Source organism: Cuneatibacter sp. NSJ-177, from assembly GCF_022867805.1.
Taxonomy (GTDB): Bacteria; Bacillota; Clostridia; order Lachnospirales; family Lachnospiraceae; genus Pseudolachnospira.
This window is the reverse complement of record NZ_JALIFO010000015.1, coordinates 130846-153215: the sequence shown is the minus strand read 5'-3', so window position 1 is coordinate 153215 and position 22370 is coordinate 130846. Positions and strand designations below refer to the sequence as shown.

At 54.7% G+C, this 22370-nt stretch carries 19 protein-coding genes and 1 pseudogene; 16 read left to right on the top strand and 4 right to left on the bottom strand.

The window, feature by feature from the left end:
- Positions 1–7 precede the first annotated feature (7 nt).
- From phnM to MUB23_RS18425, 3 genes are read left to right on the top strand one after another with little or no spacing between them, the layout of a single operon-like run.
- On the top strand, positions 8–1189 hold the full coding sequence (gene phnM / locus MUB23_RS18435) for a phosphonate metabolism protein PhnM (RefSeq protein ID WP_244802227.1): 1182 nt from the start codon (positions 8–10) through the stop codon (positions 1187–1189).
- Between the two features lie 2 nt (positions 1190–1191).
- Positions 1192–1887, top strand: a complete 696-nt coding sequence (locus MUB23_RS18430) for a phosphonate C-P lyase system protein PhnL (protein WP_244802226.1) — start codon at positions 1192–1194, stop codon at positions 1885–1887.
- Entirely contained in the window at positions 1884–2687 is an 804-nt protein-coding gene (locus MUB23_RS18425; protein WP_244802225.1) for a PHP domain-containing protein, read from the top strand. The genes MUB23_RS18430 and MUB23_RS18425 overlap by 4 nt, the downstream gene beginning before the upstream one ends.
- Positions 2688–2729: 42 nt before the next feature.
- Here MUB23_RS18425 and MUB23_RS18420 read toward each other — a convergent pair whose 3' ends face one another.
- Complete coding sequence (locus MUB23_RS18420; protein WP_244802224.1) at positions 2730–3704, bottom strand: LysR family transcriptional regulator; 975 nt, start codon at positions 3702–3704, stop codon at positions 2730–2732.
- A 187-nt stretch (positions 3705–3891) separates the two neighbouring features.
- Between MUB23_RS18420 and MUB23_RS18415 the strand changes: the two genes are divergently transcribed.
- The 6 genes and pseudogenes from MUB23_RS18415 (at position 3892) to MUB23_RS18390 (ending at position 7751) form a co-directional block, all read left to right on the top strand.
- Complete coding sequence (locus tag MUB23_RS18415; protein WP_244802223.1) at positions 3892–5328, top strand: SLC13 family permease; 1437 nt, start codon at positions 3892–3894, stop codon at positions 5326–5328.
- Positions 5329–5349: 21 nt separating this feature from the next.
- Positions 5350–6423 (top strand): uroporphyrinogen decarboxylase family protein, encoded by a 1074-nt coding sequence (locus MUB23_RS18410; RefSeq protein WP_244802222.1) that lies wholly within the window; start codon positions 5350–5352, stop codon positions 6421–6423.
- A gap of 156 nt (positions 6424–6579) precedes the next feature.
- On the top strand, positions 6580–7116 hold the full coding sequence (locus MUB23_RS18405; RefSeq protein WP_244802221.1) for a PadR family transcriptional regulator: 537 nt from the start codon (positions 6580–6582) through the stop codon (positions 7114–7116).
- Positions 7117–7142: 26 nt separating this feature from the next.
- A pseudogene (locus MUB23_RS18400) lies at positions 7143–7268 on the top strand (DUF3795 domain-containing protein); the annotation flags it as partial.
- Positions 7265–7528 carry a TfoX/Sxy family protein gene (locus MUB23_RS18395; RefSeq protein WP_330641942.1) on the top strand — a complete coding sequence of 88 codons (264 nt, stop codon included), beginning with the start codon at positions 7265–7267 and terminating at the stop codon, positions 7526–7528. The pseudogene MUB23_RS18400 and the gene MUB23_RS18395, both read left to right, overlap by 4 nt.
- Positions 7512–7751: a hypothetical protein gene (locus tag MUB23_RS18390; RefSeq protein ID WP_244802219.1), complete on the top strand. Its 240-nt coding sequence runs from the start codon at positions 7512–7514 to the stop codon at positions 7749–7751. The genes MUB23_RS18395 and MUB23_RS18390 overlap by 17 nt, the downstream gene beginning before the upstream one ends.
- Before the next feature lie 97 nt (positions 7752–7848).
- On the opposite strand, the gene MUB23_RS18385 is transcribed toward MUB23_RS18390, so the two are convergent.
- Genes MUB23_RS18385 through MUB23_RS18375 form a run of 3 tightly spaced genes read right to left on the bottom strand, consistent with a single transcriptional unit; the run spans position 7849 to position 10069 of the window.
- On the bottom strand, positions 7849–8085 hold the full coding sequence (locus tag MUB23_RS18385) for a cupin domain-containing protein (RefSeq protein ID WP_244802218.1): 237 nt from the start codon (positions 8083–8085) through the stop codon (positions 7849–7851).
- Positions 8086–8098: 13 nt separating this feature from the next.
- On the bottom strand, positions 8099–9397 hold the full coding sequence (locus tag MUB23_RS18380) for a sensor histidine kinase (protein WP_244802217.1): 1299 nt from the start codon (positions 9395–9397) through the stop codon (positions 8099–8101).
- Positions 9398–10069 carry a response regulator transcription factor gene (locus MUB23_RS18375; protein WP_244802216.1) on the bottom strand — a complete coding sequence of 224 codons (672 nt, stop codon included), beginning with the start codon at positions 10067–10069 and terminating at the stop codon, positions 9398–9400. It lies immediately after the preceding gene.
- Positions 10070–10342: 273 nt separating this feature from the next.
- On the opposite strand from MUB23_RS18375, the gene MUB23_RS18370 reads away from it, so the two are divergent.
- The 7 genes from MUB23_RS18370 (at position 10343) to MUB23_RS18340 (ending at position 22348) form a co-directional block, all read left to right on the top strand.
- Positions 10343–12667, top strand: coding sequence for an ABC transporter substrate-binding protein (locus tag MUB23_RS18370; RefSeq protein WP_244802215.1), 2325 nt, complete (start codon positions 10343–10345; stop codon positions 12665–12667).
- Positions 12668–12672: 5 nt separating this feature from the next.
- Positions 12673–13515, top strand: a complete 843-nt coding sequence (locus MUB23_RS18365; RefSeq protein ID WP_244802214.1) for a carbohydrate ABC transporter permease — start codon at positions 12673–12675, stop codon at positions 13513–13515.
- Between the two features lie 6 nt (positions 13516–13521).
- Positions 13522–14361 (top strand): carbohydrate ABC transporter permease, encoded by an 840-nt coding sequence (locus MUB23_RS18360; RefSeq protein ID WP_244802213.1) that lies wholly within the window; start codon positions 13522–13524, stop codon positions 14359–14361.
- A 16-nt stretch (positions 14362–14377) separates the two neighbouring features.
- Positions 14378–16099: a biotin/lipoyl-binding protein gene (locus MUB23_RS18355; RefSeq protein WP_244802212.1), complete on the top strand. Its 1722-nt coding sequence runs from the start codon at positions 14378–14380 to the stop codon at positions 16097–16099.
- Positions 16096–17337, top strand: coding sequence for an ABC transporter permease (locus MUB23_RS18350; protein WP_244802211.1), 1242 nt, complete (start codon positions 16096–16098; stop codon positions 17335–17337). Before MUB23_RS18355 ends, MUB23_RS18350 begins: the two co-directional genes overlap by 4 nt.
- A 91-nt stretch (positions 17338–17428) precedes the next feature.
- Positions 17429–20917 (top strand): UvrD-helicase domain-containing protein, encoded by a 3489-nt coding sequence (locus MUB23_RS18345; RefSeq protein ID WP_244802210.1) that lies wholly within the window; start codon positions 17429–17431, stop codon positions 20915–20917.
- Between the two features lie 372 nt (positions 20918–21289).
- Positions 21290–22348 (top strand): helix-turn-helix domain-containing protein, encoded by a 1059-nt coding sequence (locus MUB23_RS18340; RefSeq protein WP_244802209.1) that lies wholly within the window; start codon positions 21290–21292, stop codon positions 22346–22348.
- The last annotated feature ends 22 nt before the right edge of the window (positions 22349–22370 follow it).

Sequence of the window (22370 nt, the reverse complement as noted above, 5' to 3'; positions counted from 1 at the left end):
AGGAAACATGTTAAGAGCCATAAAAAATGCAAAACTCGTTCTGCCGGATCAGATTCTCACCGGCAAGACTTTATTCATAGAGGACGGCCGAATTTCAGCCATCCAGGATGCGTCGGTTTCCCTGGAAGGGGCCGGCGCGGTGACCGATGCCCACGGGCGTTTTCTGATGCCGGGTTTTATCGATGTTCATTCCGACCGGATTGAACAGTTTATCCTGCCGCGGCCCACGGCCCGCCTGAATTTTGAGCTGGCCATGAAGGAGTGCGAGAGAGAACTGCTCTGTCAGGGCATCACCATGATGTACCATTCCCTTTCTCTATATAAAGATGAGCTGCTGGGAAAAAGCCCGCTGCGCACCAAGGAGAGTGTGGAGCAGATGGCCGCTTTGATCGAAGATCTCCGCACCCGCTATCATCTGATCCACCACCGCTTCCATCTCCGCCTGGAAATTGACAATGTGGACGCGTTTCCAGTGGCCAAGGAGATGATCGAGAAAAAACGGATCCACGAGATTTCGTTCATGGACCACACGCCGGGTCAGGGCCAGTACCGGAGTCTGGAAGTCTACAAAGAAACGGTCCGCACCTACGGCGGCAGGGAGAGCAAGAGCATGACCATGGAGGAGATCCTGGCCTATCACGACGGCAAGGACCGGATCACGCTGGAGCAGATGAAGGAGCTGGCGGCTCTGGCCCACGAAAACGGGATCGCCGTGGCTTCCCACGATGACGATACGGTGCAGAAGCTGGAACTGAACCGGCAGATCGGCGTGGACATCAGCGAATTCCCCATCAGCCTTGCGACCGCCAAAGCGGCCAGGGAAAAAGGCTTTGCCACGGTGGTCGGCGCGCCCAATATTCTGCTGGGCGGTTCCCACTCCGGAAACATGTCCGCGGCTGAGGCGATCCGGGAGAACTGTGCCGATATCCTCTGCTCCGACTATTATCCGCCGGCTATCCTCCACAGCATCTTTACCATGTGGAAGCAGTATGGCTGCGATCTGCCGGAGCTGGTCGCAAAAGCCACCAGAAACCCGGCCCGGGCCATGGGGCTGGATCAGGACTACGGCACGGTGGAGGTGGGCAAGAAGGCGGATCTTCTGATTGTGGAGCTTTTGGACGGTTATCCGGTGATCACCCATGTGCTGGTGGACGGCGTGCCCACGGTGCGGATGGAATACAGGAGGTAAAAATGGATATTTTGCAGATTGAGGGATTGGGGAAGCAGTTTCTTCTATATGAGCAGAACAAGCAGATCCGGTCCTGCCAGGATATTTCCTTTACGCTTCACGAAGGGGAATTTATCGGGATCGTCGGGCTGTCGGGAGCCGGGAAATCCACGATTCTAAAGTGCATTCACCGCACCTACCTGCCCAGCGCCGGAAAGATCGTCTATGACAGTAAGGCCTTCGGGCCGGTGGATCTGGCCGCGGCCGGGGAGCGGCAGATCCTGTTCTTAAGGAAACACGAGATCGGCTATGTCTCCCAGTTCCTCAGCGTGATGCCCCGCACCACGGCCAAGGAGCACGTGATGGGCGCGCTTTTGGAGATGGGGGAGGATGGAGAGAAGGCGAGGGCGGCGGCAGAGGAGATGCTTTCTTATTTCCGCCTGCCGGAAGAGCTTTGGGATGTGTACCCCAGCACGTTTTCCGGCGGGGAAAGGCTGCGCCTGAACCTGGCCCACACCATGGTGAAGCATCCGCGGCTGATGCTGCTGGATGAGCCGACCGCTTCCCTGGACAATAAGACCAAGGTGCTGGTCAAGGACATGCTGAAGCGCCTGAAAAGCCGCAACACCAGCATGATCGGAATCTTCCATGACCTGGAATTCATGGACGGCGTGTGCGACCGGGTCTTTAACATTTCGGAAGGAGGATTTGTCGGATGAAGGCGGATCTGCATATTCATTCCACGGTCTCCGACGGCAGTGAGAGCATCGAGACCATCGTGGAGATGGCGAGGGAAAAGGGACTTTCCGCCATTGCCATTACCGACCACGATACGGTCAGCCACTTTGACCGGCTGCCGGAGTTTCCGGACCTGCGCGTGCTTCCCGGTGTGGAGCTTTCCGCCTGGGATTACGGGCTGGATGTGCGGGTGCACATCCTGGCCTACCGCCTGGCCTGGCCGGAGGCGGTAGAGGCTTTTGCCCTTCCGACCCTCCTGGCCCGCCACGCCAATTCTCTGCGGCAGATCCAGGTGCTGCAGGATCACGGCTATGAGATCGACCTGGACCGGGTGCCTCGGGCGGACGGGAAGTATATCTACAAGCAGCACATCATGCAGTATTTGATGGACACCGGGGTCACCGAAGAACTGTTCGGCGATTTTTACTACCGGACCTTTAAAAACGGGGGGATCTGCCATTTTGACATCCGCTATCCGGACGCCTGCGAGGCGGTGGAGGCGGTAAAGAGAGCCGGAGGCCTGGCCGTGCTGGCGCATCCGGGACAGCAGCAGAATTTTGAGCTGATCCCGAAACTGGTCTCCCACGGGCTGGACGGCCTGGAACTCCACCACCACTCCAACTCGGAACTTGACGAGCAGCTGATCCGCCAATACGCAAAGAAATACCGGCTGTTTTTAACCGGAGGCAGCGACTTTCACGGCCGGTATGAGGCGGGAAGCCCGGCGGTTGGGGAGTATCTCGCCGAGGAGAGCGGAATCTTGGCTGTGATGGGAGAGTAACATCCGGCGTGGTAAGGACCGCGGCAGAACGATGCCGCTGCCTTACCATATTTTTTTTATATTGAAGGAATCGTCAATGGATTTGATAAAAGCGTTGGTAAAGGATTTATTTTTTCGTTTTTTCTTCACCAAAAGAATCTGATTCGTTGTGATCGGCTGCTCCAAAGGAATATAGTCTACATTTGCCATGGGCCGGAACTCTACGCTGGGATATCCGACGAAGCAGTATTTATGCCGGTTCAGAGCAATTTGGCTGCAAGTTTCTATATTGGCGGTCCGGCTGACGTTTTTCAGCTCGTGCCCTCTGCTCTGGATGATGAGCTCACTTTCCGTCTTCTGCGCCGGAGTTCCCGTATAGAGGAGCATGGGGAGATCTTCCAGGACAGAAAGGGGGATTCTATCGTAGTTGGCCAGAGGATCGTTTTTGGGCACCTGGAGACAGAGCTCATCCTCAAACAAAAAATAACAGTCATAGTATTTTTCTGTCTTTTTCTGGAACAGCGCCATTTTCTCCGGAATCTCATTGGTCAGCACCAGATCCGGCATTTCCTCTTCTTTGTTCAGTGCGAACAGATAGCTGCGGATCTGTACGCTCCCTTTTTTGTCAATCTGAATCGGCGTCTTTTCATAGTCGGCTAAAAGAGTGTTGACCGCGCCCGTGGCGAAGGGTTCCAGGAGGGAGCAGCTGGTGATGGATACCGGAAGCCTGACGTCGGAAAAATAGTTGGAGCCGGATACGTGGAAATATTGATTCAGGGCGTCGATGTCCTCCAAAATTTTCTGAATCAGTTCATATGCCTGCTCTCCTTCCTGTGTGAGCCGGACCCCTGTGCGGGAACGCAGATACAAAGTGGTATTCCACTCCTCCTCCAGTTGTATCATGGCTTTACTGACATTCTGGGGAGTGGTGTACAAAGTGGCGCTGGCTTTTCGGATGGAACCGGTCTCTGCGATTTTTTGGAAGATATAGAGCTGTTCGAGGCGCATTTCAATCAACCTTCCTTTGCTGGTTTCCACGGGTTTTCCTCTGTGTTGATCGGAATTTCTTCCCTATTATTTTCTTATTTTATCAGCTTAAAAAAGAAGTGTCAACTTGTGCTTGACACATAGACCGGTTTTTCGCTCAGCAGTTGCTTTACAGAAAACCGTACTTTTTATATGATAAAGATATCAAAACTTAGAGGTGCTAAGAGGAGGAAACACGATGAACAAGAGGTACTATATCAATAGTGCTGTTGTGGTGGCACTCATGGCATTGTTCCGCTTCATCCCGCCGTTTGGGTCTATGACCGCCATGGGAATGACGATTCTTGGAATTTTCCTTGGCGCTCTGTGGGGATGGATCAACTGTGATATGATCTGGCCCAGCGTTTTGGCCCTGGTTCTGCTTGGGTTTAGCGGCTACACGGCCAATGTCACGGAGGCGCTGACCATGACGATCAGCAATGGGACGGTTCAGCTGATTTTGTGGCTGCTGGTCTTTTCCGCTCTGCTCACAACCACCGGGGTGTCCAAGTATTTCGTCAACCGTCTGGTCAATTCTAAATTCTGCAAAGGCCATCCTTGGCGTCTGTCCTTGTTTATCTGCCTTTCAACGTGGATCTGCGCAGCGTTCGGCGCTGGTTTTGCCGCAATCTTGATCTGCTGGCAGTTGGTCTACACGATCTGCGCACAGGTGGGATACACCAAAGCGGACCGGTGGCCGAAAATGATGGTCTGTGCGATCATTTTTTTCAATGCCCTGGGAGCTCTTTCCCTTCCTTTTCAGGCCGGCGTCGTGGCAAACTTCGGTTTTCTGGCCAAAGCCTCCGAGGGAGCCTACAGTGGGTACAATTACGTTCAATATTTGATGTTCAGCATACTGCTGTGCGTTTGCACCATGACGATCTATTTTCTGTTCTGCCGTTTCATCCTAAAACCGGATATGGGCAAACTGAAAGACAATATTGATGTGGGCAAAGCGGAAGCTTTGAACCAGCGGCAGAAAATCGCGGTGGGAGCGCTGATCGCCCTGATTATCCTGACGATCATTCCCAGCTGCCTGCCTGCCGGAAGCGCAAAGACTTTTCTGAACCGTCTGGGCACTACGGCGATGGTCCTGCTGATTGTCAGCTTCGTCACATTTCTTCGGGGGAAAGACGGCAAGCCGATTTTCACCTTTAAAGAACTGGCAAACGGCGGAATCCTCTGGCCGATGCTGTTCATGGTAGCCACGGCAACCATGATCGGAGGAGCGCTGTCCTCGGCGGATACCGGATTTACCGCTTCGGTTACATCCCTGTTCGCACCGATTTTCGCCGAGTCCAGTCCGTATCTGTGCGCGGCGGTAGTCGCCATCGCAACGTTACTTTTGACCAATGTGGTGAACAACACGGTGGCAAGCGCCATCATGGTTCCGGTCATGTATCCGTTTGCCAGCCAGATCGGAGTCAATCCTTTGATGATGACGGCGGTGATTTGTTTCTGCGCCAACTGCGGCCTCCTGCTGCCCTGCGCCAGCCCGGCAGGCGCAATGCTGCACGGCAATAAAGAGTGGGTCAGTACCAAAGAGATTGAGGTGCACTCTCTGCTCGGCATCGCAGCGCTGGCTCTGTCGGCTCTCTTGATCGGAATTCCTTTTGGCAGCTGGATTTTTAAATAAGGAAAAGAAGGAGGTTACTCAATGACAGTACCATTTTCAAAAAATGAGATTATACAGGACGGGGAGAGCGGCAAAGTTACTCTGAATCCGCCAATCAGCCCGCGGGAAAATTATATTCGGGCGGCAAAGCACCAGAATCCTCTGTGGATTCCCATGAAATCCGATGCGGTTAATTTTGCGCCGCGCATCTATCCCGACAACGTGGCCCGCGCTTTCGTCGTGGAGGGCCAGCCCTACGATGGACCCGTCGGCGGACCGGATATCTTTGGTGTCACGTGGAAATACATTCCAGTGGCGGGCGGCTCCATGGTAGAGCCGGGTAAACCGTTTCTCAGCGATATTTCCCAGTGGAAGGAAAAAGTGCGCTTCCCGGATATTGACAGTTGGGACTGGGAAAAAAGCGCGGAGGAAAACCAGGAGTTTCTGAATACGGACCGGTTGATTACCGCCTGGATTTTCAGCGGGATGTTTGAACGGCTGATCTCTTTTGTGGATTTTGAGGCGGCGGCGGTGGCCTTGATCGATGAGGACCAGCAAGATGATGTGAAAGAACTTTTCCAGGCGCTTACAGATTACTATCGGAATCTGATCGACCATTTTGTGGATTATTACCATATTGACGCAGTGTTCTTCCACGATGACTGGGGTTCCCAGAGGGCCGCGTTCTTTTCCCTGGAAACCTGCCGTGAGATGCTGGTCCCCTACATGAAACAGATTGTAGACCACTGCCATAGCCGGAATGTGCTGTTTGATTTTCATAGCTGCGGAAAAAATGAGAGCCTGGTGCCGGCCATGATCGAATGCGGCATGGATATGTGGGGCGGGCAGCCGATGAATGACAAACAGATGCTGGCGAAAACCTACGGGGAAGAGATCCTGATCGGCGCGCATGACCCTTATATGCCGGGACAAAAGCCCGTGCCGGAGGACGACGATGAATTATACCGTCAGGTGGAGGGATTCCTGGAACCTTATGCGGCGGATATCAAAAAGAAACCGCTGTTTATCATGAATCTGAGACCGAATGACCGCGTGATCGCCGCTTTCTATGAATGCAGCCGAAAACTTCTCTGCGGTCAGGGGGAAGAGATTTAAAACGAAAATAATTAGGCTTGAGGGTGAAATCCAGTCGGAGGATTTCACCCTTTTTTCGGTACTTCTTCCGAATGTCTGCATTGGCGAGATACCCCAAAAAGGATTTGACATATACTATATCTTATAGTAGTATAAATTGTAAGACAGGAGGGCAATATGGCAGCGATTGACTTGGTCGTGCTCGGTATGCTGAAAGAGCAGCCCCAGAGCGCATATGATTTGCAGAAAAAAGTAGAGTACCGGAATATCTCAAGATGGGTCAAGGTCAGCACGCCGTCGATCTACAAAAAGGTCGTGCAGATGGAGGAAAAAGGCTATATTAAAGGCGAGCCCATGCGGGAAGGAAAGATGCCGGAAAAGACGGTATACCGTCTCACTGAGACCGGGGAAAAGCGTTTTCTCCAACTGATGGAAGATCTCTCCGGCCAGACCGTAAAAGTCTTTCTGGATTTCAACGCAGTGGTGATGAATCTGAATTTTGTGGACGAGCCCGCCCGGCGGGAGATGCTTTTGAGGATGCAGGAGAGGATCGGAGAGTGGGAGTCGCTTCTGATAGAAAAGCAGGAGGAGCGGCGGCAGGCTCCCCTGACCGGCCGGACGATTTTAGATCAGCAGCTCCGGCTGGCCGGGGCTCTCACCGAATGGATCACGGATTTTCAGGCGGAATACGAAAGGGAAGAGGGAATTGAATGATGTTTGAATCGAGATGCGGAATTCTGTGCGGCGAATGCCCGGATTTTCCCTGTGAAATGCTGGCAGCCATGGGGACAGACCAAGGCTATGATCCGGCTCCCAGGCTTGCCAAGTGCCGGGAGTGGGCGAAAGAAAAATCGGAGGCGATATGATGGGAGAACTGTCCAAACGGCCGAACATTGGAAACGTTGTAGAAGAACAGTTGAATCAAGCCGGTATCTTAACTTATGAACAGCTAAGGACCATCGGAAGCCGGGGCGCCTGGCTGAAGCTCCGGGAAACGGATCCCTCCGTCTGCCTTCACTGCCTCTACGCGCTGGAGGGGGCAATTCAAGGTGTTCCCAAAAGTCAGCTTCCGGCAGAAGTCAAATCATCCCTGAAAGAGTTCTTTCAAGGTGTACAGAAAAAATGATGTCTTTTCTGCCGTAACCGTTACGGAAATCGGTAAAAAAAATTTTACATACCAGGAAAAAGCGATTTTGCTGGCGCGGGAATGGATCGAGGGCGGAAGCAAGGCTCAGGCCTCGATCGCGAAGGACGCTCTGCGGGAGCTGGAAAACCTGGTCAAGGTGGAAGGCCGGGAGCGGCTGATCTCCGCCAAGTCTCAGATGGGGAGAGAGGAGATGGGAGAATAGAGTTTGGTCTCTTTTCCAACTGTTGGGATCGAAAAAGTAAGAGTGAAAAGCATGGCTGCCAGGCGGGATTTTTAGTTCCCGCCTGGCAGTCAGGCGCTTAGAGAAAATCTTTCCTCATCGGGGTAAAAATATCCAAGAGCCGGCTTTTTTCCAGGGCCTGGCAGCCGTGCTCTTGATTGGAGGCGACGTAGATGGAGTCGCCGGGATGCAGAATCACCTTCTCCACGCCTTTGATCTCATACTCGATGGATCCGGAGACCAGGTAGGAAATCTGCTCGTGGGGATACTGATGAAACGCTCCTTCCCCGCCCTCCTCAAAGGTGAGATCCACCACACCTCAACCCTTTTCATTCATCCGCGGCTTCCGTGCGCGGTAGCTGGACGCAGAAGACCGCGCCGCCGCCCGGCCGGTCTTCCACCCAGATTTTTCCTTTGTGAAGGCGTACGATTTCCTGGGCGATGCTGAGACCGAGGCCGAAGTGCTTTTTGTCCTTCCTGGACAGGTCCGCCCGGAAGAACCGGCCGAAGATCTGCTCCTTCCACTGATCCGGGACGCCGGGACCGGTGTCTTTTACCCATAGCCTCCATTTTGTTCCATCCTGGCTGAGGCCGAGGGTGATAGATCCCCCTTTTTGCGTGTAGCTGACTGCATTGTCCAGCAGGATTTCCATCACCTGCTCGATCCGCTGCCGGTCGCAGAGAGCAAACGGGACAGCGTCGGAATCCGGGAGATCGACCAGGAGTTTTAAGCCATTCTTTCCGGCTAAGGGCTGATACTTTTCATACAGGTCCGGCAGGATCGAGTCCAATGCCACGGGTTCCAAGTACATGGACCAGGCCTGGGTGTCGGAGTTGGCCAGGGCCAGCATGTCATTGATCAGCTGGGACATGCGCCTTCCCTCGGACCGGATCATCTCGTGAAAGCTGTTCCGGTCTTCCTCCTCGGCCACCGTCAGCGCATCCGCACTGGAGAGAATGACTGAAAGCGGGGACCTTAGTTCATGGGACGCAGAGGCTACAAACTGAATCTGCTTTTTTCGGTTTTCCTCGATGGGGCCCAGCATCCTGCCCGTATAAAACCAGGCGAACAGAAAAAGAAGCAGGAGGGCGGCGAGATCCACAGCCAGCAGGAAAAGCCGGAGCCCCCAGATCTGCTGATGGAGCTGCGCGCGGGAGTAGAGCACCACGGCGCAGAATGTGCCATAGGGGTGCGGGATCGAGGAGAAGGAGGCCAGATATTCTACTCCCTCTTCCTTCATAACAAATTCCAGATGCTTGGTCTTCGTGCGGGAGGTGGGCGGATTTTCCACCTGGAATCCATACTTGGCAGAGGCCAGGCCGCAGGCCGCCTTCATCCGCTCTTGCTGGACGGGATCTTGATAGAGGAAATACGGCGTTTCTTTTTCATACAGCGTGATGGTATAAAAACGCATGTCCGCGATCTGACCGAGCTTGCCGTAGTCGATCAGCGATTCCCCTTCTAATTGGTTCAGGACGGTGTTCAGAGTCTTTTCATGCACGGCGCTGTCGTTTTTTTCCAGAAGTCTTTCAAATGCAATCAGTCCCGCCAGGGTCATGGCCAGCAGAATGACGCCGGTGACCGTCCCGCAAAAGAGGGTCATTTTCATATGGAGTTTTCGGTACATCTATACCTCCAGACTATATCCGATTCCGCGGATGGTGCGGATGGAGTGAATGCTGTCGATGGATTTCAGACGTCTTCGCAGAAAATGGATGTAATTGTCCAGGTTGCCTTCCTCCACCTCGGTACTGATCCCCCACACTTTGGTCAAAATCATGTTTCGGGACAGGATTTTTCCTGGGTTTTTGAGAAATACTTCCATCAGATCCCCTTCTGTTTTGGACAGGCAGCAGGATTTTTCCCGGTAGCTCAGCACCTTGGTATCGAGTTCCAGGGAAAGTCCCTGATCGACGGCGCTCCGGCTGGAATCGTACCGCTGCGGCCTTCGGCTGATGCTCCGGATTCTGGCCATCAGCTCTTCAAAGGCAATCGGCTTGACCAGGTAATCATCGGCTCCGGCGTCAAGGCCTTCCACCCGCTCACGGACTTCCCCAAGAGCGGTGACGAGGATCACCGGAGTGACGAAGCCTTCCCTTCGGTACTGCGCGAGAAGATCCGTGCCGGACAGAGAGGGAAGCATCCGGTCCAGCAAGATCAGATCGTATGCGTTTCCTCTGGCGATCTCCAGGCCCTCGGCGCCGTCGTGGCAGAGGTCCGAGGCGATTCCTTCTTTTTTTAAACGGTAAGCCAAAGTCTGACAAAGCTCTTGGTCGTCCTCGATGATCAGGATTCTCATAGCAATGCTCCTTTTCGCATGAGTTCACCGGCCATGGATCCGGGGCCGGAATTTGTTGTATAGTATATCATTTCTTCTTCTATTTAGACAGGGGAAAGGGGAATTTAGAGATAAATTAGAGAGAGGATAGAGGATCCCTAGAGAGGGTCTGTGCTATACTGGGTCCGTACCTGTTAAGGGCCGCAGCGCGTGCTTTCATGGAGCCCGGAACAGTGACAGGTTATAGGCCGGCCTGGGGGAATCGGAATTCGAGATAGAAAGGAAATGAGAGAGATGATGAAGCATAGCAGGAGACGAAGGGGTTTTGCCGCGCTGTTTGCGGTTTTGATGGCCTTCACGTTCACTGCCTGTCAGAGCGGCGGGGAGGATCACCCGCAAGGGGCAGGGCAGAAAACCGAGACAGGGAACAATGCTGCCGAGGGCGCAAAAGGCAGATATGTGGAGCAGGCGGTCTCCGAGACCGATGGATTCATTATGGCGATGCAGCTGCTGGAGGACGGCAGCGTGCGGATCGTCACGGATCACGGTGTTTCCGACTCCAAAGATCAGGGGAAAACCTGGGAAGCATGGACAGGGATTCCATCGGAGATGAAGGCGGACATGGAAGGGGATTCTCACCTTGGCCAGGCGGCTATTTCCCCGGCCGGAGAAATCCTGTATCAGATGTCGGATGATCTGTCTTCCGGATCAGCAAAATTCGTGAAGTCAGACGGCAGCGTGCAGCAGGTCGCTCTGAAAGGGGATTCCGGGAAGGAATTCCCGATTGAAGCGATTCAGTTTGCTCCGTCCGGGGACATTCTCTGCATGAGCAAAGGAAGAGTCCACCAGTTGGATGCGAAAACCCTGACAGTGAAGCATATTTACGGAGAAGAAGCAGCGCCGTCGGCGGAAGGGATTGCCGCACAGCCGAATTTTATCGCAGTCGGGGAAAAGCTTTATATGATGGAGAGTGATATGGAGATCGCCGGTGATGGTTCGGTGAAAACAACGGATGTAAATATCACCATCTATGATTTAATCAATAATCAGGAGGAAAAGGGCCCTGACGTGCTCCGGGATTTCCTGATGGAGACCCCCTCTTTGCCTGGGAAAATCGCGGGGCCGGATGGAAAGACCCTCTACCTGGCCAGCACAAATGGGATCTTCCGTTTCCAAACGGAAGGCTCTGCGCTGGAAAAGCTTTTTGCCGGGGAGCAAGGACAGATGTTCAACCCATCCCTCTTCATTGACGGCGGGATTGCTTTCGAGGATGGATCTCTCCTGCTGTCTTATTACGGCGGGAACTACGAGGGCGCCGCGCTGTTCCGGTATGTCTATGATCCGGAAGCTCCGGTACAGGCATCGGAGACCCTGGTGGTCTACTCTCTGTATGAATCTTCTTTGATCCGGCAGGCTATCAGCGCCTTCCAGAGCAGCAACCAGAACGTGCAGGTGACCTACGAAGTGGGAATGACCGGCTCGGACGCGGTGACCAGGACGGACGCCTTAAAAACATTGAACACAAACATTATGGCAGGCGAGGGACCGGACATTTTGTTTTTGGATGGGATGCCGGTTCAGTCTTACGCAAAGAAGGGACTTTTGGCAGATCTGACAGAGGTTGTGGAAGAAGTTCAAAAATCCGGAGGACTGTTTGAAAATATCATTCGGGCTTACCAAGAAGGAGATCAGATTCCCGCCGTACCGGCCTGCTTTGCCGTGCCGGCCTTGATGGGAAATCAGAACTCGCTCCAGGAAGCACGGACCCTGGATCAGCTGGCTTCCCTGATGGAGGAGGCGCGGCGGCAAAAGCCGGAAGCGAAACAGCTCCTGGGGAATTATCCTTCGTCATCGATTCTGATGAGCCTGATGCCTGCTTCCTCGCCGGCCTGGTGGAAAGAAGACGGGACCTTGAGCAGGGAAAAATTGACTGAGTTTCTGGAGGCGGTTTCGCGGATTGCCAAAGCCCAGGGCGGAGACAACGAGGAAGGCCAGATGGAATGGCCGGAAAATGAAGCGCTGGATCTGACGCCGTTTATGTCGAACCTCGAACTCTATACTCTGGAGATGGGGTATGCCGGAGCCGATTTTACCTTCGGAAATCTGGAAAAAGGGATGGATCTTTGTTATGTCCTTTCCGCCGGAAAGAGACTTGGCGGCGGATATCAGGAGATCCCCGGACAGGCGGAGCATGTGTTTGTCCCGAAAGGAGCCGTGGGAATCAGCGCGAAGAGCGCGAATCCGGAAGCCGCTAAGCAGTTCATCCAATTTTATCTGACGGAAGGGCAATCTTTGGCTGGGATCGATGAATGGCCGGTCAATGAAAAGGCCTTTGATCAGAAGATGGAGCTGCCTTCCTTCATGAAGGATCGTCTGGGCGTGCAGTCCATGACCAGTGAGCTGGGGGAGAGCTTCCAGATGGAGGTCGCCTGGCCGTCGGAAGCGGAGATCTCGGACTTTAAGGACATGGTAAAGGGGCTGAGGGTCCCGGCCATCACCGATGAGACCATCAACCGCACGGTACTGGAAGAAGGCAAGAAGTGTCTGCTGGGCAAGACGACAGTTTCAGAGGCTGTGGACTCGATCTTGGATAAAGTGAACCTGTATCTTTCGGAGTAGCGGATATGGATAGGAAATTGGCCGTCACCGGACTTCTCTTTGTTCTTCCTAGTCTGGCCGGGGTGTGCATTTTTGTGCTGCTGCCCTTTGCCGATGTGGCGCTGCGCTCCTTCCAGAGCGCCGTGTCGCGGGATTGGGTTGGATTCGAAAATTACCGGGCGATCTTTGAGACACCGGCGTTCCGCCTGGCGGCCAAAAACACACTGGGATTCACCCTGGCCTGTATTCCGCTGCTGGTTGCCGTATCCCTTCTCATCGGCGTGTTTTTGCAGAGACAGAAGGCGTACGGAGGAATTTTGAAATCCATATTTTTAATGCCCATGGCGATTCCGGTAGCCTCGGTGGTCTTGCTTTGGAGATGTCTGTTTCATGAAAACGGGCTGCTCAATATGCTGCTATCGCCTGCGGGAGTTCAGCCGGCGGACTATATGAACTCCGGGTATGCGTTTTGGATTTTGGTGGTCAGCTATCTGTGGAAAAACCTGGGTTACGATATCGTACTTTTTATGGCGGGAATCTCCGGCATTCCGCAGACGATCTATGAGGCGGCCAGAGTCGACGGCGCCGGGGAGTGGACCTGCTTTTGGCACATTACGCTCCCCAATTTGAAGCCGGTTTTGTATACGGTCACGGTGCTTTCCCTCTTAAATTCCTTTAAAGTATTCCGGGAGAGTTACCTGGTTGCCGGGGATTACCCCCACGAGAGCATGTACCTGCTCCAGCACCTGTTCAATAACTGGTTCCGGGAGATGGATTTTGACAAGCTTGCAGCTGCCGCTGTCTTGCTGGTCCTTGTGGTCTTTTGTTTGGTCAGCTTGTTGAAGCGGGCCTGGGAATATGAGGAGTGAAGCGGTATGAAGAGGAGAATAATCCTGAGCCTGCTGATGATATTGGCGGCGGCGGTCTGCTATCCCATTTTCTTCCTGCTGGCCGGATCTTTGATGGGAGATGGGGAGCTGACGGAGCATCTGGGGGCTGTGCTCGCGGGAGGGGAGGGACTTATGACTTGGTCCGTGCTCCCGCTGGCGCCCACGCTGCGGCACTATGTGGAACTTTTGCTGGATTCCCCGGAATTTTTTCAGATGTTTTGGAATTCCATCCAGATGACGGTGGGAATCCTGGCGGGTCAGCTTATTTTTGGGGTTCCGGCAGCCTGGGGGTTTGCACGGTACCGGTTTCCATTTAAGAAAATTTTATTTACTCTCTATATTGTCCTGATGATGATGCCGTTCCAAGTGACGATGCTTTCCAGCTACCTGGTGCTTTCCGGGATGGATCTGATGGATACCCTGTGGGCTGTCATTCTCCCGGCCGTCTTTTCTACGTTTCCGGTTTTCATCATGTATCGTTTCTTTTGCAGCGTGCCTCACGCTTTGATCGAGGCGGCGCGGGTGGACGGGGCGGGGGAACTGGCGATTTTTCTGCACATCGGGCTTCCGATGGGATCCCCCGGCATCATCTCAGCCATGGTACTCGGCTATCTGGAATACTGGAACTTGATTGAGCAGCCTATGACATTTTTAAAAAATAAGGAGCTATGGCCTCTTTCCCTCTATCTGCCGAACATCAGCATGGACCGGGCAGGGGTTTCCTTTGCGGCCTCCGTGGTCACGCTGATCCCGGCTTTGCTGGTATTTCTCTGCGGGCAGGACTATCTGGAACAGGGGATTGTGGCGGCAGCGTTAAAGGAATAGAAAGGACACAAAAAGTATGGCTGGGAAATGGATCAAGAATGAGGGAAAACAGAATACTTCCGCAGCGATTCAAAAGAAAGCGCTGCGGGCATTGGCAGGGTTCTTGGCGCTGATGGTACTGTTTACCCTGCTGTCCAGGGCGGCTTCTAACCAGATCGTTCCCAATGTCGTTGTGGAGACGCCGGGAAAGGAGTCTTTAAGTTATCGGATTTCGGCTTCCGGGACGGTAAAAGAAAACCAGCTCTGCGCGGTGAATGTGGCCTCCGGAATCCGGGTGAAGAAGGTGTTGGTGAACGCGGGGGACCGCGTGGAAAAGGGGGATCTTCTCCTGGAACTGGATCCGGAAGATTTGGCGGAAAAGATTCGGATGAAGGAACGGGAGATTCAGAAGATGGAACTGGGAATCCAGGACTATGAGGCCGGGCAGGAGAGAAAGCAGAGCGATCAGGAATTGGAGCGGCGCCGGGCCGGGGAGGACTACCAGCGGGTAGAGAGGAGCGCGGATACGCAGGTGGAGCGGGCCGAGAAAGCCATGCAGGAGGCAAAAAGCCGATTGGAGGATTTTGACCGCTCCGCAGAAAGCGGAGACTTTGGGGAAGCGGAGGACCCGGTGGAGAAAACACTCCAGGATACCTGCCGGGAGAAGGCGGAACTCTTGCAGCAGGCAGAAACCGAGTGGAAGGAAAAGCAGGAGGAACTCCAAAAAGCGGAGGCTGCGGCGTCTCAGACGGCGGATTCCGCGTCCGAGGCGGGAAGCGGGCCGCAAACGCCCGCCTCATCCGGGCAAACCGGCTCTTCCCTGGAGCAGCTCCCAAAGGCAGTGAAGGAGGCGGAAGAACGGAAGGAAGCAGCCGGGCGGGAAAAGGAAGAGGCGGACGCCGCCCTGGCCCAGTATCAGGCAGAACGGGAGAGCCGGGAAGGGCAGGCGGACGCCAGTCAGAGACAGGCATTGGAAGATGCCTATACCCAGGCGAAAAACGCCTATGAGGACGCTGTGCGGCAGCGGGAGGACAGCTTGACGGATGCGGAGCGTAAAAAAGAGGATGCCGCAAAGCAGACGCTGCCGGACAGCACCGTAAAAAGCCAGACGCTGGATCTTCAGATCCTGCAAATCGAATTGGAACGGATGCGAGAACTGGAGTCGAGCCAGGGGCGGATTGTCTCGCCTGTAAAAGGGGTTGTTCGGAAGGTGAACGCGGAGCCAGGCTTCGCCACCTCGGACGGCAGCACGGTTTCCCTGGCGGATTTATCCGAGGGCTGCCGGTTTGTGGCCGCTCTTTCCGCGGAGGATGCGAAATATCTTGCCAAGGGAGATGAGGTGATTCTCATCCCAACAGCCGGAAATGAGGAGATCAAAGGTCTGACCGTGGATTCGATGAAGGAGTCTCCGGAAGATCCGGAGCAGATGGAGATCACGGTGGAGATCCGGGACGGAGAGATGGAAATCGGAGAGAGCGCCACCTTGTCGCTGGAGAAAAAGTCTCCGCGCTATCCCTGCACCCTTCCGCTGGCGGCGCTTCATCTGGATGGAAACCAATCCTATGTTTTGATTTTGCAGGAAGAAAAGACAGTGCTGGGCACGGAGCTTACCGCGGCCCGGGTGGACGTGGAGATCCTGGAGAAGAACCAGCAGCTGGCGGTCCTCAAAGAAGGGGCGCTGACGGGAAGCCAGCAGGTGATTGTCTCCTCGGACAAACCGATTGAGGCGGGCAGCCGGGTTCGCCCGAACAAAGAATGAGGGCGCGGATCTGGCAGGCGGTTCCGGTATGTTTGGCCTTTGCCTTCCTTCTCCTTCTGTCGCAGGCTCTGGCCTGCGGGGAGGAAGGAAACAGCCGGATGAGGATCCGCCTGCTGCTCCTAAAAGACCCTTATGAGGCCGGGGCGGTGGCAGAATTCCAGAAATCCGAACACAGCAAGGAGACGGAGCAGATTGACTTTGCCTTCTGGGGCGAGAGTCAGGGCGTGGTCAGGTACCCAGAGTTAAACCGCGAGTCCGAGGCTGTGATCGTAGCCGTCAGCGGAGATTCCCGCCTGGTGTTTCCAAACGCAGGAGTCCTCGGCAGCGGGGAGGGGGGATGCCTGCTTGGCAGGGGGCTGGCGGAGGCCCTGTTCGGCCATCCCTCCGCCATCGGGCAGACGGTGACAATCGGTCAGCGGAAATACAAGGTGGAGGGGATGCTGGATCAGGCGGAACAAATGGTGGTGATTCCGGCTGAGTCCGCCGGTTCCTCCCCACCGAAGGCAGGAACGGAGGCAAATCAGGGGACGGACGGATTTTTGCTGGACCGGGTATCCCTGAATATCCCGGAGGACGTGAGTCAGGAAGAGGCGGTGCGTCAATTTTCCAGCGAAGCGGGGATCACGGGGGAGGTGATTCCCGTCCACTGGTATCTTCGCTGGGCGAAAGGGGCGGCCCGGCTGATCCCTCTGCTGCTCTACGTTGTTTTGGCGGCGGGACTGGTGAAACGAGTGTTTCGTTGGAAGGGAAAGCATGGCATCGCACCGGCGCTTTTTGCCGCTTGTGTTTTGGGAGCCGCCGGCATTTTCGTGTTGGGGCTCTCCCTTGATATTCCGCGGGACTACCTCCCTGCCAAGTGGTCGGACTTTGAATTCTGGACCGGGCTTTGGGAGCAAAAAGAAAAGGAATGGGCGCTGCTGATCCGGACGGAGAAAAGCCAGGCGGAGCTTTGGGCATGCGGAGTGCTGAACCGGACCGTATGGTACAGTTTGGGGGCGGCGGTTTTAGGGGCGCTGGCTTTTCGAAAGCTCACAGTCCGCAGAGGGAGCACACTGTTTCTCTTAACCGCGGCTTCCCTCCTGGCGGCCTATCTTTTTCTGACTGCGAAACAGGGCGTCGGCCCGAATCTGGCCAAAAGCCGCATTCTTTGGCTGTTCTTGCCGCTGTGCTTTACCGTGAAATATCTCATGAACCATTTCTTGCCGCAGCCAAAAAGTGATGCCGGCGAGGAAAAATGATCCAGGAAATCCGGTTGCCGAATTTTGTCGAATATGGTAAACTAAACGACGAAGATCGGAAAAATTCTGAGAACGATTCGGAGGTGATCGGATGTATATTGGAGATTTGCATATTCACTCCCGGTATTCGCGGGCGACCAGCAAGGACTGCACGCCGGAGTATCTGGATCTGTGGGCAAGAAAAAAAGGGATCGACATTGTGGGAACCGGGGACTTCACGCACCCGGCTTGGCGGGAGGAGCTAAAAGAAAAATTGGAACCGGCTGAGGACGGTTTTTATGTATTGAAGAAGGAATACCGGATCAAGGACGAGGAGACGCCGGATGACCGGCGGCCCCGCTTCGTCGTGACCGGGGAGATCAGCTCGATCTATAAGAAATGGGACCGGGTCCGGAAGGTGCACAGTCTGTTGATTCTCCCGAACTTGGAGGACGCGGACCGGCTGGCCCGACGGCTGGAACTGATCGGGAACATTCATTCCGACGGGCGGCCGATTTTAGGGCTGGACTGCCGGGACCTGCTGGAAATTATGCTGGAGACCTGCCCGCAGGCGGTTTATGTGCCCGCGCATATCTGGACGCCCCACTTCTCCCTGTTCGGCGCTTTTTCCGGTTTTGACCGGATTGAGGACTGCTTCGGAGATCTGACTTCCCATGTCCATGCTTTGGAGACGGGGCTTTCTTCTGACCCGCCGATGAACTGGCGGATCTCGGCGCTGGACTCCTTTCAGCTGATCTCCAATTCCGACGCCCATTCTCCGGCGAAGCTGGGACGGGAGGCCAATCTTTTTGATATGGATCTCTGCTACGACAATCTGGCGCGGGCCATCAATCAGGGCGAAGGCCTGGCCGGGACGTTGGAGTTCTTCCCGGAGGAAGGAAAATATCATTTTGACGGGCACCGGAAATGCGGCCTGTCCCTGGATCCGAAGGAAGCCTTAAAATACGGAAATATCTGTCCGGTCTGCGGAAAGAAGCTGACGATCGGAGTGCTGCACCGGGTGGAGGAGCTGGCGGACCGGGAGGAGGGCTACCAGACGGAGAACGCCAAGCCCTTTGAAAGCCTGGTTCCTTTGCCGGAGGTGATTGCAGCGTCCACAGGCGGCAGCGCTGCGGGAAAGAAGGTGCAGGCCCAGTACGGCCGGATGCTCTACCGGCTGGGATCGGAGTTTTCCATCCTGCGCCAGGTCCCTGTGGAGGACATTCAGAAAGTGTCGGGGCCATTGGTCGCGGAAGGAATCAAGCGGCTGCGGGAAGGAAGAGTGGAGCGGACGCCGGGCTTTGACGGAGAGTACGGAAAAATCCAGCTGCTGGATGAATCGGAGATCAGCTCCCTTGAGGGGCAGCTCAGCCTGTTTACCCAGGAAGAGTGGAAAGAGCTGGAACGAAAGCCGGTATTTCCTGCGCTGAATTTGGCCGGGAGGGAGAGCGCCGCCGCAGACCAAAAGCTTGAGGGAGACCAGGAAAGCGGGAAAGGAGAAGGACTGCCGGAGCTTGGTTTTAGGCCGCTGGATCAAGGCAGAGCCGGGATAGATAAGCTGGGGGATGCTTCCGGGTCGAGGGAACCAAACGGCGCGGAGGAATGCGCAGAGAGCGGCGGGATGCAAAACAGGCTGCAAAATGAGCCGGATCCCTGCGGACTGGCCGCATTAAATCCCCAGCAGCGGGAGGCGGCCTGCGCAGAAGAACGGGCCGTTGCGGTCATTGCCGGGCCGGGAGCGGGGAAGACGAAGACGCTGATCACCCGCCTGCTCTATATGCTGGAAGTGCGAAAAATCGAGCCGTCGGAGATCACGGCCGTCACCTTCACCAATCAGGCCGCGGCGGAGATGCGCAGCCGTCTGGAACAGCTGCCCGGCGGAAAGCGCCTGGGAAAACAGATGCGGATCGGAACATTTCACTCGATTTGCAGCCAGCTGCTGACCGAGAGCGGCAGAACCTTTACCATTGCGGACGAAGGGATGCAGCGAGAGTTTGCAGAGCAGGCGAAAAAGAAATTCGGATTGAAACTCTCCGCCGCCAATTTCCTCCGTGAACTTTCCCTTCTCAAGAGCGGAATGGAATCCGGCGGAGCAGAGGAGGACCTGGAGGAATTTCGCGAAGTCTCCTTAGGGGAAGCTAGGGAAGAACTTTTGAAGGATGTAAGCGGATCCCCTATGGAGGAAGGTAGGGATGATTACCTGCTGGAAGCTGGCGATAAAGCCTGGAAGGAAACGCCGGAGGAGCCCTGCGAGGATCGAATTTCGAAGGAGGCGGCTGCCTTTTACCAGGAGAAGATGGAAGCGGCCGGCGCCCTGGACTATGACGATCTTCTTTTGGAAGGTCTGCGGCTCTTTACGGACGGGGAGGAAAGGCCGGCGGCGGAGGCTGATTTTTCCTATCTCCTGGTAGATGAATTCCAGGATATCAATCCGATTCAATACCAGCTGATAAAAGCCTGGAATCAAAACGGGAGAGAGCTCTTTGTTATCGGGGACCCGGATCAGTCCATCTACGGGTTCCGGGGAAGCGATTCCCAGTGTTTTACCCGCCTGAAGGAAGAGCATCCTGACCTGAGAACCATCCGTCTGGTCTATAATTACCGCTCCACACCGGAGATTCTTTCCGGCGCGCTTTCCGTCATCGGCCATAATAGCGGGGAGGCAAGGCGGATGGAGGCGGCCGGAAAAGCTGGTCGGCCGGTCCGCATCGTAAAAGCGCCGGGTGAGAAGAGCGAGGCTATTTTCATTGCCAAGGAGATTAACCGGCTGATCGGCGGAATCGATATGGTGGACGTGGAGGAAAACGAGAGCAGGCAGGGCAAGGAGGTCCGAAGTTTTTCCGACCTTGCGGTCCTGTACCGGACTCACCGGCAGGCCAAGCTTTTGGAGGAATGCCTGCGCCAGGAAGGGATTCCCTATGTAGTGGCGGGACGGGAGGATTTTCTTTTGGAACCTAAAGTAAGGGGGGCGCTGTACTTTTTCCAGTATGTGCTGCACCCGGATGACATGACGGCGAAAGAGCAGGCGGAGAAGCTGATCTGGCCGTCGGAGGAAGAGACGGCTGGGGACCGTTTGGCGTTGCTGGCGGAGAAGTACCAAAAAAAGGCGCAGAAGGGAAAGCCGGTAAAGCTGTTGGAAGAGTGGGCGAAAGATACGGATGCCGGGGAGGATGAGGCGATGAAAAAACTGGCCGATCTTTCGGTGCTTTCCGTCTCGATGGAAGCTTTTCTGCACACGTTATCTTTTGGAGAGGAAGGCGATATCCGGCGCAGCGGCGGCAGGAAATTTACTTCCGACGCAGTGACCTTGATGACGTTTCACGGCTCCAAGGGCCTGGAATTTCCCGTGGTTTTCCTCTATGGAATCCGGAAAGGGCTGGTGCCTTTGGAGGTCAAAGGAAAGGCCTCGGATTGGGAGGAAGAAAGGCGGCTGTTTTTCGTCGGCATGACCCGTGCAAGAGAGGAGCTGATTCTGACCACCTCTGGGGAAGAGTCCGCTTTTCTGAAAGAGATCTTGCCGGAATCTGCGATCCGGGAGGCGGCGAAAAAGGAAAAGCCGGCGGAAGAGATAACACAGCTTAGTTTGTTTGACTTTATATAACTTTCGGCAGTCTTTTCGTTTCTCGTTTGGATGGACGCCCTCACATTTGCGCGAAAAACTGGCGTTTTCACTTTTCAGGAACCATCCCAGCTCGTTTCAGCGGCACGCCGGGATTAACCAGCAGTTAATTAATTCTCTTTTTATTTAAGAAAGGCTCAGTTGTATCGGGATAAAGAATCTGCTACACTTTAAGAACAAACCGGTTTGATATCGAACAAGGAAAGCAGTCCTGCCGCGATCAGGAAACGGGAAGCCAGAAAGCTTCCGGCCGAGCCTGCGGCAGAAAAATGACGCCCTCGGACGGCGGCGAAAGCCGGACGATTGGCAAGGTCCAAGTTTTGCGCAGCCAATCTTTAAAAAGGAGTGATAAAAATGCCGATGAATACCGTGATACGGGATAGACGAAAAAACCTGGGGCTGACCCAGGAACAAGTGGCGGATTATCTGGGCGTATCCGCGCCTGCGGTCAATAAATGGGAGAAAGGGGCTTCCAGCCCGGACGTCTCTTTGCTGCCCGCCCTGGCCCGCCTGCTGGAAGTGGATTTGAATACGCTGTTTTGTTTTCAGGACGGACTTTCGGAGCAGGAGATCTCTGCCTTTTCTTCCGCGGTCGGAAAGGAAATCAAGAAAAACGGGATGGAGAGCGGTTTTCAGATGTGCGTCGATAAAATCCAGGAATATCCCAACTGCAGCGGTCTGATTCATACGGCGGCGTTGGTAGTGGAAGGGGCTCTGCTTTTGTCCGGGCTGACGTCTGAGGAAAAAGGAAAGTATGAGAAGACGATTTTATCCTGGTATGACCGTGTAGCCAACAGCGGCGAAGAACCGTACCGCACGAGAGCCGCCTACATGCTGGCGTCCAAATACATTCTCCGTGAGGAATATAAAAAAGCCCAGGAAATGCTGGATTTGCTGCCGGAAGCGGATGCTCTGGACAAGAAAAAATTGCAGGCGGACCTCTACATCCGGCAGAACAAGCTGGAAGAGGCGGGGAAAATCCTGGAACGAAAACTTGTGATGGCGTTGAATGAGCTTCAGGTGTATCTGATGAACCTGGTGGAAGTCGCCTTTCGGGAAGGGCGGGAGGAGGACGCCTCCAAGCTTGCCGAAGCCGCGAAAACGTCCGCCAAGCTTTTTGGACTGTCGGATTACAATGCGAATTTAGTTCCCTTTCAGCTTGCCACGGCAAAAAAGGATGTTCCCGGCAGCCTTTCTTTGATCCGGACCATTCTAACCGCCACCCTTGTCCCGTGGGACACAAGGAAAATCCCTCTGTATCACCACATCTCAGATACCTGGAGCCAGGCGCCTGTCAGTTCCCTGGTGCTGGCGCCGCTGCTGTCGGATCTGGAACACAATCCGAAATATGAATATCTTAAGGACGATCCGGAATTTCTCCGGATCTTGAAAGAGTTCCGCGCCAAGTGCTGACTGGCGGGCAGGGGACGCCTCA